The sequence below is a fragment of the Nitratiruptor sp. YY08-10 genome, from assembly GCF_016629565.1.
GTDB lineage: Bacteria > Campylobacterota > Campylobacteria > Campylobacterales > Nitratiruptoraceae > Nitratiruptor.
Genome location: NZ_AP023057.1, coordinates 821,526 through 836,254 on the forward strand (window position 1 = coordinate 821,526; position 14,729 = coordinate 836,254).

The window sequence follows — 14,729 nt, forward strand, 5'->3', positions numbered from 1 at the left end:
TGCAATTAAAGAATACTGAATATATAAAATTATTGGTTATCTTTTTGTTTACATTTGCTTATGCAGATATGATTATCGATCCGATTCCCCATGAAAAGAGATCTTTGACGCCCAAAGAGATAGTGGGAAAAAAGCTCTTTTTTGATCCCAATCTTTCCGTTACAAAAAAAATTTCATGTGCAAGTTGTCATGATCTAAAAAGAGGGGGAACCCTCAATCAAGAAAAAGCTGTTGGAGCTCTTGGAAAAAAGACAGAGTACAATGTCCCCTCCATTTACAATCTTAAATATCAGTTTGCCTACAGCTGGCAAAAAAAGATCTACTCTTTGCGAGAAATGATCAAGATCGTTTTATATGATGAGAAGAAGATGGGCAATACACCGCAATCTTTGCAAACATATATCGAGCAAAACGGCTGGGTGAAAACCGCATTGCGAACACATTTCAAAAAAGCGGACGTTGATGCGTTAGTGGAAGCTTTGCGAAGCTATATTTTGACACTGACCACTCCCAACTCAAAATTTGATCTCTATCTTGAAGGAAAGATAAAACTGACCCCCAAAGAAGAGGAAGGGTATCGACTCTTTAAACGTTTTGGATGCATCGCATGCTATAACGGTAAAGCTGTTGGTGGACATATCTACTATAGATATGGCTACTTTTCAAAACAAAAAGATAAGATCTTCGTGAAATGTCCAAGCCTTCGTAACGTTGCGCTGACCTATCCCTATTTTCATCATGGAAAAATCAAAAGACTCAAAGATGCGGTTATTTGGATGGCAAAAGTGCAGCTAGGCAGAGATATTACACCCAAAGAAGCGGAAAAAATAGTCGCATTTTTGAAAACGTTGACGGGAAGATTTGATGATTAAATGGATCAAACTTTCTGTTTTTGCCGCTTTCTTATTTTTTGTCATACTCTATCTGGATCGTTTCATTGAGTATAAAAAGATCTCTTATCTGAATATGTTAAATAACACATTGAAAAATCTTGATTATTACAACCGTTTAATCCAGGACAGTATCAAAAATGTATTGGGAGAGCATTTCGTCAACCATGATCATGTTATAGAGGCCGTTAAAGCTTTTGAAAAAAATCTTTATCAGATATGCAGGAGCGATTTCAAAGAGGAGATCGATAAAAAAGGGGTTTGTAGAACAATCAGGGAAAATTTTGCAAAAGAGTTAGATGCGATGGAGAGTCTGCTGCAAGAGGGTGCTTTGATAAAAAGCTCTGCACTGTATCTTCCAACACTCCAGAGTGATCTTATTTCAGTACATGCAAATCCAAATCTTTTGAGAAAAGTTCAAGAGATGATAGAAAAGCTCAATTATCAAATTTATCTTGATGAACCGATGGACCAACAGACATTTTTTGAGCTTGTGCATACTATTGAAACTTTGGTAAAAAGAGAAGTAACAAAAAAGATAGTTCAAAACTTTTTGCAGCATACAACGATCATTTACGCCTCTCTCCACCAACTCCACAGCCAACAAAAAGAGTTTATACAAAGATATAAACGGCTTGCAAGAAATATCGCCGAGCTTCAAAAAGAGTTTGATGGATATCTGGTGGTACAAGAGCGACAAAAAATTATCATGGAAGGTGTTTTGGTTGGTGCCATATTTTTATTTACTATGCTTGTATACTATTTCATTACAAAAGAGCAAAAAATCGAAAGAGAGCTTGAATATATGGCAAGTCACGATTTCGTAACGAAACTGCCGAACAGATTTGCTCTTTTTCAAGAGTTGCACTCACTGCAGCCTCCTTTTTATATCGTCAAGTTCAATATCGACAACTTCTCGTATGTCAATGACAATTTTGGTGTGCAAGCGGGTGATGATATCTTGAGACTTCTTGCATCAATTTTTGAAAAAAACGGGTGTAGAGTGTTTCATGTTTCCAGCGACGAATTTGTAGTGATTGTCGAAGATACTGATAAGCGATTGATTGAGGCTTTTTTCAAAAAGATATCCAATGAATTCATACACACCTCTCCTTATGCGATTACTGTAAGTGCAGGAGCATATTTGGTAGAGCAAAAAATTGAAACACTCAAACTGAACGCTTTTTTACAAGCCGCCCTTTTTAGTGCAAAAAAAAGAGGTGGCGACAAGATAGTCTTTCTTAACGATAAAGATCCCTATATCAAAGAGTATCAACAATTTACACAACAAGCTATTGTGAAAAGGCAGCAGATTCTGCATATTTTGCAAGAGCATAGACTCAGACTTGTTTTTCAACCTATTATGGAGATACAATCCAAACAGAACGTGAAATATGAAGTACTCTTGAGAGTAGAAGGGAATGAATTTAAAAATGTTTCGGAATTTATCGAATATGCCGAACGTTTTAATCTGATCAGTGAAATTACGCAATATGTGATAGATAAGGCATTTAAAACATTGCAAGATTTTGATGTTGCGCTCAATATCAATCTTTCTGGTATCGATTTGATGAACGAAAATCTTGCAACGTTTATCGAACAAAAGCGAAGAGAGTACCAAATTGACACAAACAAAATAACATTTGAAGTGACAGAGACTGCAGTAGTAGAAGATACGGAGAAGGGAATTCGCTTTTTATCCAAACTTCGATCCAACGGGTATTGTGTAGCTATTGATGATTTTGGAACGGGATATACATCTTTGCGGTTTATCAAAGAGATGCCTGCTGAATATGTAAAGATTGATGGAAGTTTCATTAAAAATCTCCATAAAGATGCGAATTTGCAGGAATTTATGAAAAATCTCGTTATGATTCTAAAATCGATGGAGAAGAAAGTGGTTGCAGAATATGTGGAAAATGAAGAGATTTTTACTATTCTTGAAAAAATCGGTGTCGATTATGCGCAGGGTTACTATATCGGTAAGCCGAAAAGTTTAGAATATTGGCAAAAGGAAAAGCAATGATACAAACATATGAAGAATACAAAGCAGCCGTTGAAAAGCTCAAACGATGGGCATATGCATATTATGTATTAGATAATCCGGAGGTGCCTGATGAAGTGTATGATAAGCTCTACAAAGAAGTAGAGGAGTATGAAAAGGCCCATCCAGACCAAATCGATCCTACCTCTCCAACGCAGCGAATTGGAGCTGAGCCTGCAAAAGAGTTTAAAAAAATTAAACATTTAACGAAAATGTGGTCGATGGAGGACGTGTTTAATCAGCGTGAAATGCATGAGTGGCTGGAGAGAGTCTATAAAAATGCTGGGCGTAATGATTTGCAATTTTATATCGAGCCAAAATTTGATGGGGCTAGTTTAAATCTCATTTATGAAAATGGACTTCTTAAAAGTGCAGCAACGAGAGGGGATGGAGAAGTTGGTGAAGATGTGACGGCAAACGCCAAAACGATCCCTTCCATTCCTCTTGGTATCGAATATAAAGGGCTTATAGAGATACGTGGAGAAGTGGTTATTCGAAAAGATGATTTTGAAAAACTCAATCATGAACGTGCCTTAAAAGGTCAGTCCACTTTTGCAAATCCAAGAAATGCGGCTGCCGGGAGCCTCAGACAGCTCGATCCAAAAGTGACAGCCCAAAGAAAACTCTACTTTTATCCATGGGATATCGGATACAATACACTAAATTTCAAATATCAGCATGAAAAGATGGATTTTGTCTATCAGCAAGGCTTTATCAAGCCATTTAAACGAGCCATTTGTGAAAATGAAGAAGAGATTCAAAAGCTCTATAATGATTTTTCCAAAGAGCGTGACTCTTTGCCGGTTATGCTTGATGGGATGGTTGTCAAAGTAGATGAAGTCGCTTTGCATGAGAAGCTTGGATATACGGTTAAATATCCAAGATGGATGGTGGCGTATAAATTCCCGGCAGTAGAAAAGATGACACGAATCATCGATATCGTTCCCCAGGTTGGAAGAACCGGAATTATCACGCCGGTTGCGATTTTGGAGCCTGTGGAGATAGAGGGTGTGGTGGTAGAGCGAGCGACACTACATAACTATGCAGAGATTGAGCGAAAAGATATCCGCATTGGCGATATGGTCATTGTTATTCGAAGTGGAGATGTGATACCGGAAGTTACCAAAGTACTTACACAGTATCGAACGGGTAAAGAGAAAAAGGTTGAACGGCCTAAAGTGTGTCCCGTGTGTGGACAGCCGGTCTTGGATGAGGGACTTTTGATCAAATGTCAAAATCTAAGCTGTCCGGCCCGTGTGGTAAACTCCATTATCTATTTTGCTTCAAAGCAGTGTCTGGATATTCCGGGTCTTGGAGAAGCGACTGTGAAGCTTTTGTATGAAAAAGGACTTGTCAAAGATGTGGTGGATCTCTTTAAGCTCAAGAAAGAAGATCTTTTGAAACTTCCCGGATTTGCCGAGAAAAAGGCGCAAAACCTCATTGATGCGATACAAAGTGTCAAAGGAGTAGAGTGCTGGCGGTTTGTCAATGCTCTTGGGATTGAGCATATCGGAGAGGTTGCGAGCAAGAAACTATGTGAAAAGTTTGGACTAGATTGGTATAAGGCACCAAAAGAAAAACTCTATGAGATAGAGGGGTTTGGTCCTGAGATGGTCAAATCGATTGAGGAGTTTGTAGAAGTAAACAAAGACAAAATTGAAAAACTTATTGAACTCTTGCAGCCAACAGCACCAAAAAAAGAGGAAGAGATCCAAAACTCTCCACTGGCGCATAAAACGGTTGTCTTAACCGGAGAGATGAAGCTTCCAAGAAGCAAAATCAAAGAATTACTAGAGCGAGCAGGAGCACACGTGACCAATAGTGTTTCCCATCATACGGATTATGTTTTTTATGGAGAGCATCCAGGCAGTAAATTTACAAAAGCAAAGCAGCTTGGTGTACCGCTGCTACCTGAAGAGAAGATGTGGGAGCTTTTGAAAGAGGCCGGGATTGAGGCTTGATAAATATCTGTATCAAAAAGGGCTCACTACAAGTCGAAATAAGGCTGCTGAACTGATAAAAGAGGGTTTGGTATCTGTTGACGGGAAGATCATTACAAAACCTTCATTTGAGATTGAAGAGGCAGAGGTCTATATACAAGAAAAGCCCTATGTCAGCAGAGCAGCCTATAAACTCAAATACTTCTTGGATGCAATCGATGCATCTTTTATCAAAGGTGCTAAGGTATTGGATATTGGTGCTTCAACGGGAGGGTTTACACAGATTCTTTGTGAATATGGAGCAAAAGAGGTAGTCGCTTTGGATGTAGGAAACAATCAGCTGCATCCATCGATTAAGTCTAAAAAAAATGTAATCGATATGTCCAATACCGATATACGAGAATTTCAGCATGAACCCTTTGATGTAGTGACATGCGATGTGAGTTTTATTAGTATTGTAAAGATTTTGCCTGATATTGATAGACTGAGTAAAAACTATATCATCATTCTTTTTAAGCCGCAGTTTGAAGTGGGCAAAGGAGCTAAAAGAGACAAAAAAGGTGTGGTACGAGACCAAAAAGCGATTGATGAGGCGATGCAGCAATTTGAAAAAAAGACAAAAGAGTTAGGATGGCAATTGATAGAAAAAAGAGTATCTAAGGTAGAAGGGAAAGAGGGAAATCGTGAGTGGTTCTATTTTTTCAAAAAGAATTGATTCGGTTGCCATCGGGGCATTTGATGGTATGCATAGAGGCCATCAGGCGCTTTTTCGTAAACTTACTTCAAATGGAGCAGTAGTTGTTATCGATAAAGGGTATGCCCTTTTGACTCCGGGGTATGAGCGGTGTATCCATACTCTTTATCCATGCTCCTTTTTTCCCTTGCAAGAGATTAAGGATTTGGATGCAAAAGGTTTTTTGGATCTGCTTCAAAAACGTTTTCCCGCTTTACAAAGAGTTGTGGTGGGGTACGATTTTGCTTTTGGAAAAGATAGAAAATATGGTATAGGTGATCTTCAAGAGTTGTTTAAAGGTGAAGTAGTTGTTGTAGATGAGGTGCAAATTGATGGTATTTCCGTGCATTCTAGAACGATTAAAAAGTTATTGACTCAAGGCGATATCTACCTTGCAAACAAGATGCTTGGAAGAAGCTACTCGATAGCTGGAAAGGTTCAAAAAGGACTGGGACTTGGCAAAAGAGAGCTTGTTCCAACAATCAATCTTACAGTAGAGAATTTTTTGCTTCCAAAAGAGGGAGTGTATGCCACATGGAGTGAGGTTGGCGGAGAAATTTTTCCAAGTGTGACATTTATTGGCAAACGGGAAAGCGTGGATGGGAGTTTTTCCATTGAGACCCATATCATTGATAAAAAAATAGAATATTCTATCGAAGCAGTGCGAATCTATTTTGTGCAATTTTTGCGTGATAATAAAAAGTTTAACTCCCTTTTGCAACTCAAAGAGCAGATACAAAAAGATATCCAAATGGCAAAAGAGGTTATATGCGGCTGATTGTACTTCTTTTTGTTTCACTCTTTCTTTTTGCGCAAACAAAATATACTAATGACCTTATCTACGAAGAGTCACCCTATTTACGGCAGCATGCACACAATCCTGTGCATTGGCTGCCTTGGGGTAAAAAAGCTTTTGAATTGGCCAAAAAACTTGACAAACCGATATTTCTTTCTATTGGATATAGCACTTGCCACTGGTGTCATGTGATGGAGAAAGAATCCTTTGAGAATGAGGCAATTGCAGAGCTGATTAATCGATATTATGTGCCCATAAAAGTAGATAAAGAGGAAAGACCAGATTTAGATAAGTTTTACCAGAGCGTTTTTGCAGTAATGCATCATAGAAGCGGTGGTTGGCCCTTAACAATCATTATGACGCCTGACAAAAAACCATACTTTAGCGCAACATATATCCCACCCGAAGATGGATATGGGGTAGAGGGCATGACAACTATTTTGCCAAAGTATGCCGCTTTGTATCATGAGCAAAAGCAAAGAGTGCAAAGAAGAGGTGAAGCGGTACTCAAACTTGTGGATAAGGTGATGCACGCAACACTCAATCCCGTCCGGCTTGATAAAACTTTGGCTTTGAAAGCGCTAAAAGAGGCTGAAAAAGATTTTGATCCTGTTTATGGAGGATTTTCCAAAAGAGTCAAATTTCCTGAGAGTTCAACCATTCTAATGCTTTTAGACATCTATCAGCTAACAGATAAAGAAAATGCTTTGAAGATGGCAATGAAAAGTTTGGATGCTATGGCAAAAGGAGGAATTTTTGATCAAATTGAGGGTGCTTTTTTTAGATACAGTACTAGAAGAGACTGGTCAGCGCCCCATTTTGAAAAGATGCTCTATACCAATGCAGAGCTAATCCGTGTCTATACAAAAGCCTATACAATTACCAAAAAGCCCTTGTATAAAGAGGTGGTGCAGCGTACCATCAAAGAGATTGATCATAGATTCGGTCATGATGGACTCTATTTTAGCGCAAGCGATGCCGATACAAAAGGAGAAGAGGGTGGCTATTTTTTGTTTCGATATGAAGATACGTTGAGAGCTTTACAGAAAGCTGGAGTAAAAAATCCAAAAAAGGAGCTTGAAAATCTTTCAATCGAGCCAAATGGAAACTTTGATGGAGAATATTCCAATCCGATAAAATGTGGAAACGTCTCTTCAAAAACGTTACGTGTGCTTCAACGTTTGCGAAAACAAAGAGAATACCCATTTATTGATCAAAAGATCATTACTGCATGGAATGCAATGTATATCGAAGCAAAAATGAAAAGCTTTATTTTTGACAAAAGATATAAAGATGAAGCGATTCAATCGCTGAATAGATTGATACAAACGATGTGGATTGATGGTGAGCTTTTCCATCAAAAACTCCCCCATTCCAAGCCAAAACGAAAAGCATTGTTAGAAGATTATGCCTATCTTATAAAAGCGCTTACAACCGCGTATATGCTAAGTTTCAATGAAAAATATCTTGAACTTGCTGTGAAACTTTTTAAAAAAGCAAAAGCCAAATTTTACAAAGGCGGGATTTGGTATATGGATGCTCGAAAAAGCGTTGCTGCAACGATTGATGACAGTTACTACAGCTCACCCCTTGCAGTTCTTTACCATGCGATGCTAGATTTGGCACTGCTTACATATGATTTGAGGTTGTACGATTTTGCAAAAAAGAGTATTGATGGAGTATCAGCTTTGATTCATGCAAATCCTGCAAACTATCCTACTGCAACCCTAGCGGCATTGAGGGTGGAGTTTGGAGATGTTGTTATAAAATCGAACAAGAATGTTTTACAAAAAGTACTCAAGAAAATTGCTTTCATTTCCTATCCGTTTCTCCTTGATAAGAAGGAAAATTTGAAAGGATTTGAAGCTTGCACTGTTCAGACATGTTTTATACAAAGTGATCATTTTGAAGATATTGTCAAAGCTATAGAACAAAGAGTTTTGACGAAAGAGCATCAGGGAGGATGGTTTTTTGGAAAAAGATAAAGTTTTTGCAAAGCCTATAAAAAAGAGATTTGAGTTTGATGAAGAGGTCGCGAGTGTTTTTGATGATATGATAGCAAGGTCCGTGCCCTTTTATAAAGAGAATATGGCGTTGGTGCGAGATATTGTACTTAAAAATGTCAAAAAAAATGATAGGGTTTATGATCTTGGATGCTCTACAGGATCATTATTGATTGATATTGCAAAAAAATCTCCTTATTCTTTGGAATTGATTGGGCTTGACAGCTCAGAAGCTATGCTGCAACGAGCACGTCATAAAGCAAAAGCTTTTGGAGTCGATATCGATTTTCAAAAAGCTGACATTGTCCAGTATAGCTATAAACCGGCCAAAATTTTTATAAGTAACTATACGCTACAATTTATCAGACCTCTAAAACGAGAGCCTTTGGTTCAAAAGATTTATGATTCTTTAGTAGAGGATGGTATTTTCATTTTTAGTGAAAAAATAATCAGTCCGGATAAAAAGCTGGACAAGCAGCTTCTTGATATCTATTTTGAATTTAAGAGAAAACAAGGATATAGCGATTTTGAAATAGCGCAAAAACGCGAGGCTTTGGAGAATGTTTTGGTGCCCTATACACTTGAAGAGAATATGGAAATGGTCAAAAAGTGTGGATTTGGCTTTGTGGAGCCGGTATTTCGATGGGCTAACTTTGTGACGTTTGTAGCTATCAAAAGAGAGACGATATGAGAAAAAAATTTAATTATATGCTCATTGTATTTGTTGTGTCTGTTTTTATACCTGTTGCAATGCTGCTCGTGTATAGTTTTAGACATTTTTCCATAGATTTTTCCAAAGATAAGGCTTATGTAATTGCCAAACTAACACGTGATGGGTTGACGACCCATATGGAAAATGGCATTATGGATAAACGGGCAGAGTTTTTGGCAAAGATAAAAGAATTACGAGGAGTAAAAGAATTAAGAGTTTTGAGAAGCAAAAATGTTGATAAACAATTTGGAAAGAGTTTTGAGAGCTATCAAAAGTTATCACCATTAGAAAAAGAGGTGCTTCAAACAGGAAAAGAGAAAGATGAGCTTATAGAGGATGCAAACAAAGTAGAGCTCAAAGTAGTGATTCCTTATATTGCCTCTGCATACAATAAGCCAAATTGTCTAAAGTGCCATAAGGCAAAAGAGGGTGAAGTTTTAGGTGCAATTAGCATGGATTTTGATATTACTGATGTAAGAGATTATGTTATAGGAATTATTTTAAAAATAGTAGCCATTATTTTAATTTTAACTATTATTGCGCTCTTTTTCCTAAATAGACATCTTAATGCTTATATAACATTTTTTGAAAATTTGAAAAATGTTATGCGTCATGCGTATAATGGTGAGTATAACTATCGATTGCCGGCTTCAAATGAAAAAGAGATCCAAGAAGTTTTTAAATGGATTAATACCTTAATGGATAAAATCGAAAATAACCTTCAAAGAATTGCAACGGCGGTACATAGTTTCGTTCACTATAACAGCAAGAAAAAAGATCCACTTCATATGGTAACAGATCTTGTAGAGGAGTTAAGCAATATTTATAACTTTAAAAATATCATTGACAAAGATAAAGATCTGGAACAGATATATGAAAGAATAGGCGAGCTGTTAAGTAAAAAGTTTGGTTTAAAACAGTTTTGTATTTATGAAATTAATAAAAAAGATGGAAAGCGTTTTATTCGCTTTGAAAAAGAGTATGAGCAAATCTGTCCAAAAGCAGATGATGATATTACGCTTTGTCGTGCATATCGTATAAAAGAACCTGTCTATTCAAACAATATTATAGATGTTTGTAGTGCAGTTGATAAAAAAGAGTATAAATATATCTGTATACCATTGATATTAAGCGAAGATGTAGTGATTGTAGTTAATATCATTACAAAAGATGAAAAAGAGTTTGAAGAGATTAAAGGAAAAATCGAAACACTTCAAAACTACCTTACTATCTCCAAAGTCTCTTTGCAAACGAAGCTTTTGATGCAAGAGTTGCAAAATCAAAGTTTGATTGACAGAATGACAGGTGCATACAATAGACGCTATTTAGATATTTTTATGAAAAAAAATGTTCCTCAAGCGCTTAGAGCCAATGTAGCATATACTATAATGATGCTCGATATTGATCACTTTAAAATGGTAAATGATACATATGGGCACGATGCAGGGGATAAAGTGATTAAAACACTTGTTGATACCATTAAAGAAAATATTAGAAAATCTGATGTAGTCGTTCGATTTGGTGGTGAAGAATTTTTAGTGCTTCTATATAATTGCCATAAAGAGGATGGTCTACAAATAGCAGAAAATATAAGAAAGAGCTTTGCTAGTAAAAGAATTGATGTGGGAGATGAGAAGATTCATAAAACTGTAAGTATCGGACTGTGTGAATTTCCAAAAGATACAAAACAGTTTTGGCATGCAATAAAATTGGCCGATATGGCACTTTACCAAGCAAAAGAAAATGGTCGAAACAAAGTTGTAGTATGTGATTCAATCACAGCCGAGGAAATGAAAGAGTATTGATTACTTTTTCTCATTTAAAAGAGATTGTATGAAATTTCGAAGATCGTGATAAACGAAAAACTCTTTCATTCCTTTTATCTTTCCGCCACTGGCATTTGGGTGTCCTCCACCTCCGGCAATTGCTTCTGCCATTTTGGATACATCGATTTTGTTGTCTGCTCGTAAACTAAAAGTTCCTCTTGGACTTACATTCATGAAAAAGTGGAAATAGGGATTTGCTTTTAAAAAGGCATTTCCGACAATGGAACTATTTTGAATACCAAAGGTTAAAATACCTTTGGATCCTTGATATTCTATAGACATCTCATCACTTTTGATCGTTAAGAGATTGACGATAAAGGATGTCAAAAGATTGTCAAAAGTATCATTGTGATCTTTTTGAAAAAAAGATTTTTTGATAGAACAGATCGCTTCATCCAAAAGAATATGACCATTATCTTGATGAAGATACTTTAGGGCTTGTTGAAGCATAAAATGTTTATATGCGATATTTTCTGCATTGAATGTAAGCCTGCTAATCTCTTTTGCTTCATCAATCAGTCGCATTAGCACTTTTCCCATCTCAAATGCCGGATCATCTTGGAACCAGATATCGACAGCATTGACCGATTTGATCAAATTTTCAAGATTTTGTGGTCGATTGAAATATTCATAGGTAATGAGTGAAGCGGATTTTGTGACGTCCAGATGGTACCAGTGAAACTGCTGAGAGGTTTCAAGTCCTGATATATGGTGATCAAGAAGTTGCAATTTGAGATTTGAAAACTGTTTTGTTTTTTCTTGCAAAAATGTCGCCTCTTCGTCAGAGAGATTAAGATCGGTTATTAGGAAAAAATACTCTTTGGTAGGATCCTCTTCCATTTTTTTAATAATTTCATCGATTCGAACCATAATCTCGTCGCCATAGTTGGCATTAGTGAAAAATCCTTCAGGATAGATCTGTTTTGTGATGAACTGACAGGTATATCCATCCAGGTCAGTGTGGGAAAGATGAAAAAAATGCATGTTTACTCCATTAAATCTTGTAGTGTCAACTCTTCTAAAAAGTCGTCGACTCGTGTTTGCAGTTTATTAAGAAAGGGCCAAAGAGTACAAAAATCTCCTTTGTTACTTGGACAGCAGGCCTGATCGCTGGAACAGTCAAATATATTGACACCTTTTCCTTCGGCAGCGGTAGAGATCTCTTTGATAGATAGTTGATTGGCTGGTCTAGCCAATTGGAATCCCCCGGAAGCCCCTTTGTATGATTTTAAAATATCCTGTTTGGCCAGGGCTTGTAAAATTTTGGCAAGAAAGCTTCTTGAAATATTGAGACGTCTGGAAAGATAATCTGTACCCAACGGCCTCTCTTCTTTAGCTATGACCACCAGTGCCAAAAGGGCATATTCTGTTGCACGTGTAAAAAGCATTCTTGATCCTGAATTTTTTTGTAAATTATACTAAATTTCTCCCATTTAAAAGCTTTAAAGGCAAAAGAATAAAAAGAAGTTATATATATAGTTTTTTTGAATTTGTTATAATCAAAATAAAAAGGCTTTTATGGAAATAGAGTTTAATGAAGATACAAGTGTAAAACCATTTAACTCTGTTATCCATTTGCAAATAGGCTTAATAAGCTTTCGAGGTTATTTTTAGGTCGTTTCAAAAAGCAGTGTAAAAAAGATAAGCATTTAATAAGAGTGAGGAATAAAATTTAAATTGTTTATCTAGATAGCAACAAGGCAAAAGGCTATAAACTGCAAAATACAAAATTTGTACAAAGTAGAGAATTTTAGTGATGAAACCTATACATTTGAGATAGAGTATCCTATAGAAATTCGATTTAAGTTTTGTTTGGTGCAATAGTTTGCATTGAGAAATTTTTTAGATATAATAACGCTTTAAAATTTAGACCAATCAGGAGGCTACTATGGCTTTGGATTCGGCGAAAAAACAAGAGATTATCTCTAAATTCGCAGAGCATGAAGGTGACACGGGAAGTCCTGCTGTCCAGATCGCACTTTTGAGTGAAAGAATCAGTTATTTGACTGAACACTTGAAAGAGCATAAAAAAGATCACTCATCAAGACTTGGACTTTTGAAACTTGTTGGACAGAGAAAAAGACTGCTCAACTATCTCAAAAGAAAAGATTACGATAAATATACACAAGTGATCAAAGAACTCGGAATCAGAGGGTAACCTCTCCTTCCGATTAGTCTCTCCGTAGCTTCACACCATTCTTTTATTTTTATAAAAATTTTCCATTCATATAAAACTTTGTTTCCAAATTTATATATTCATGCCAAAATAGTTTCCTGTACTAGGATTTTGTTTTACAAAAATAATTTATATAAATTTATTAGCTTAATAAACTTGACAATAATACACTCAATAGTATATAATACAATCAGCAAATTTAGAAAAAGAGTGCTAAAATGGATAAAAAAGAGATAGTGCTAGAGGGCGTTATAGAAGAGTATATAAAAAAACATGCTCCGGTGAGTTCAAAAGCTCTTCAAGAACGTCTTTCGATTACTATTTCGAGCGCTACGATACGGTATTATTTTAAGCAACTGACTGATCAGGGATATTTACAAAAAGAGCATGTAAGCAGTGGCCGTATTCCTACACCTTTATCTTTAAAACGGTTTTGGCAAAATAGATTGGGAAAAAAGCATATTCAATTGCGCAGTAGTGAAACATTAAAAAATGTTCAAAATGATGAAATCTTTTGTGAATATCTTATTTATGAAAATATCCATTTACGTTCCATAGAAAATTATAAAAACAGATATATCATAGCACTATTCGATAATCAAAAAGAGTATTTGATACCCTATAACGAAAAACTAGAAGAGTTTCTTGCAAATCATATCGATTTGGACCTTGAATCACTTTATAAACTTTTGGATGCAGTGGGACTTGTCGGACTTGCATCGGAACTAAAAAAGTTTGCGCAAGAGGATTTTCATATTTATAATATGCAAGAACTCCTTGCGATTGCAAAAGAGCATGATCTATGGGCCAAATCTGATCTACCGAAAATCATGAGCGGGGAAAAGCTGGTGCGACAAAAACCTGGAGTCATGTTTCATGACAATTTTTTGACCTATAAATTTTATATTGATATTGATGAACGCAAAAAAGGTGAAATGCTGTTAATGGGGCATCTGTTTCGGAATTTTCAGCAATTTATACAAAAACTACATTAAGGAGTAAAAGATGGCAGAGAAAAAAAGAGCACAAGAGCAACAAAAAGTAAAAGAAGAGCAAAAAATGCAAAATGAACAAAACGAGTGTGAAGAATTGGAGAAAAAACTCCAAGAGTGTGAAGAGAAGTATTTACGAGTACATGCCGATTTTGAAAATACAAAAAAACGATTAGAAAGAGAAAAAGTTCAGGCAATCGAGTATTCACTCGAAAAATTCGCTCAGGATCTTTTGCCAGCACTTGATAGCCTCGATATGGCACTGGCAGCAGTAAGTCATGATAATCTCAATGCAGAAGAAGCGGTGCAAGAACTCAAAAAGGGGATCGAGCTGACAATCGATCAATTTATCAAAGCTTTCAACAAACATGGAATAGAAGTAATTGAAATCGAAGAGGGTGGAGAATTCAACCCACATCTGCACGAAGCGATTTTGCAAGTAGATGATGCCGAGAAAAAGGCGGGACAAATTGTTCAAGTAATTCAAAAAGGGTACAAATATAAAGAAAGAATTTTGCGCCCTGCAAAGGTGAGCGTTGCAAAAGGCGAAGAGTGAGTGCTACTAAAGTAGCAGAAATCTTTAGTGAACTGAACTATAATTTTCAAAAATAATTATC

13 protein-coding genes are annotated in these 14,729 nt (G+C 36.4%); 11 read left to right on the plus strand and 2 right to left on the minus strand.

Annotated features, from left to right (window positions below; all coding sequences use genetic code 11):
* The first annotated feature begins 44 nt into the window (after nt 1-44).
* Genes JG735_RS04510 through JG735_RS04545 form a run of 8 tightly spaced genes read left to right on the plus strand, consistent with a single transcriptional unit; the run spans nt 45 to nt 10,923 of the window.
* Entirely contained in the window at nt 45-872 is an 828-nt protein-coding gene (locus JG735_RS04510) for a cytochrome-c peroxidase (RefSeq protein ID WP_201335633.1), read from the plus strand.
* The gene (locus JG735_RS04515) at nt 865-2,916 is read left to right on the plus strand and encodes an EAL domain-containing protein (protein ID WP_201335634.1); all 2,052 of its coding nucleotides are present in this window, start codon (nt 865-867) and stop codon (nt 2,914-2,916) included. The genes JG735_RS04510 and JG735_RS04515 overlap by 8 nt, the downstream gene beginning before the upstream one ends.
* Nucleotides 2,913-4,895, plus strand: coding sequence for an NAD-dependent DNA ligase LigA (gene ligA / locus JG735_RS04520; protein WP_201335635.1), 1,983 nt, complete (start codon nt 2,913-2,915; stop codon nt 4,893-4,895). The genes JG735_RS04515 and ligA overlap by 4 nt, the downstream gene beginning before the upstream one ends.
* Complete coding sequence (locus JG735_RS04525) at nt 4,885-5,589, plus strand: TlyA family RNA methyltransferase (RefSeq protein ID WP_201335636.1); 705 nt, start codon at nt 4,885-4,887, stop codon at nt 5,587-5,589. The genes ligA and JG735_RS04525 overlap by 11 nt, the downstream gene beginning before the upstream one ends.
* Entirely contained in the window at nt 5,558-6,385 is an 828-nt protein-coding gene (locus tag JG735_RS04530; protein ID WP_236583884.1) for a bifunctional riboflavin kinase/FAD synthetase, read from the plus strand. The genes JG735_RS04525 and JG735_RS04530 overlap by 32 nt, the downstream gene beginning before the upstream one ends.
* Nucleotides 6,376-8,388, plus strand: a complete 2,013-nt coding sequence (locus tag JG735_RS04535) for a thioredoxin domain-containing protein (protein ID WP_201335637.1) — start codon at nt 6,376-6,378, stop codon at nt 8,386-8,388. Before JG735_RS04530 ends, JG735_RS04535 begins: the two co-directional genes overlap by 10 nt.
* A complete protein-coding gene (gene cmoA, locus JG735_RS04540; protein ID WP_201335638.1) occupies nt 8,375-9,097 on the plus strand; it encodes a carboxy-S-adenosyl-L-methionine synthase CmoA in 723 nt (240 codons plus the stop codon). The genes JG735_RS04535 and cmoA overlap by 14 nt, the downstream gene beginning before the upstream one ends.
* Nucleotides 9,094-10,923 (plus strand): sensor domain-containing diguanylate cyclase, encoded by a 1,830-nt coding sequence (locus tag JG735_RS04545; protein WP_201335639.1) that lies wholly within the window; start codon nt 9,094-9,096, stop codon nt 10,921-10,923. The genes cmoA and JG735_RS04545 overlap by 4 nt, the downstream gene beginning before the upstream one ends.
* Here the strand turns inward: JG735_RS04545 and JG735_RS04550 are convergent, their stop codons facing one another.
* Nucleotides 10,924-11,928 (minus strand): DHH family phosphoesterase, encoded by a 1,005-nt coding sequence (locus tag JG735_RS04550; RefSeq protein WP_201335640.1) that lies wholly within the window; start codon nt 11,926-11,928, stop codon nt 10,924-10,926.
* Between the two features lie 2 nt (nt 11,929-11,930).
* Nucleotides 11,931-12,332 carry an Rrf2 family transcriptional regulator gene (locus JG735_RS04555; RefSeq protein ID WP_012082498.1) on the minus strand — a complete coding sequence of 134 codons (402 nt, stop codon included), beginning with the start codon at nt 12,330-12,332 and terminating at the stop codon, nt 11,931-11,933.
* A gap of 500 nt (nt 12,333-12,832) precedes the next feature.
* Between JG735_RS04555 and rpsO the strand changes: the two genes are divergently transcribed.
* The 3 genes from rpsO to grpE all read left to right on the plus strand — a co-directional run bounded on the left by rpsO (nt 12,833) and on the right by grpE (nt 14,668).
* Complete coding sequence (gene rpsO / locus JG735_RS04560; RefSeq protein WP_201335641.1) at nt 12,833-13,102, plus strand: 30S ribosomal protein S15; 270 nt, start codon at nt 12,833-12,835, stop codon at nt 13,100-13,102.
* Between the two features lie 236 nt (nt 13,103-13,338).
* Nucleotides 13,339-14,115, plus strand: coding sequence for a hypothetical protein (locus tag JG735_RS04565; protein ID WP_201335642.1), 777 nt, complete (start codon nt 13,339-13,341; stop codon nt 14,113-14,115).
* 10 nt (nt 14,116-14,125) lie between these two features.
* On the plus strand, nt 14,126-14,668 hold the full coding sequence (gene grpE / locus JG735_RS04570) for a nucleotide exchange factor GrpE (protein WP_201335643.1): 543 nt from the start codon (nt 14,126-14,128) through the stop codon (nt 14,666-14,668).
* The last annotated feature ends 61 nt before the right edge of the window (nt 14,669-14,729 follow it).

Coding starts and splice junctions, on each gene's coding strand:
- JG735_RS04515 (WP_201335634.1), top strand. CDS start 865: ATGATTAAATGGATCAAACTTTCTGTTTTTGCCGCTTTCTTATTTTTT.
- ligA (WP_201335635.1), top strand. CDS start 2,913: ATGATACAAACATATGAAGAATACAAAGCAGCCGTTGAAAAGCTCAAA.
- JG735_RS04535 (WP_201335637.1), top strand. CDS start 6,376: ATGCGGCTGATTGTACTTCTTTTTGTTTCACTCTTTCTTTTTGCGCAA.
- JG735_RS04545 (WP_201335639.1), top strand. CDS start 9,094: ATGAGAAAAAAATTTAATTATATGCTCATTGTATTTGTTGTGTCTGTT.
- JG735_RS04550 (WP_201335640.1), bottom strand. CDS start 11,928: ATGCATTTTTTTCATCTTTCCCACACTGACCTGGATGGATATACCTGT.
- JG735_RS04555 (WP_012082498.1), bottom strand. CDS start 12,332: ATGCTTTTTACACGTGCAACAGAATATGCCCTTTTGGCACTGGTGGTC.
- rpsO (WP_201335641.1), top strand. CDS start 12,833: ATGGCTTTGGATTCGGCGAAAAAACAAGAGATTATCTCTAAATTCGCA.
- JG735_RS04565 (WP_201335642.1), top strand. CDS start 13,339: ATGGATAAAAAAGAGATAGTGCTAGAGGGCGTTATAGAAGAGTATATA.
- grpE (WP_201335643.1), top strand. CDS start 14,126: ATGGCAGAGAAAAAAAGAGCACAAGAGCAACAAAAAGTAAAAGAAGAG.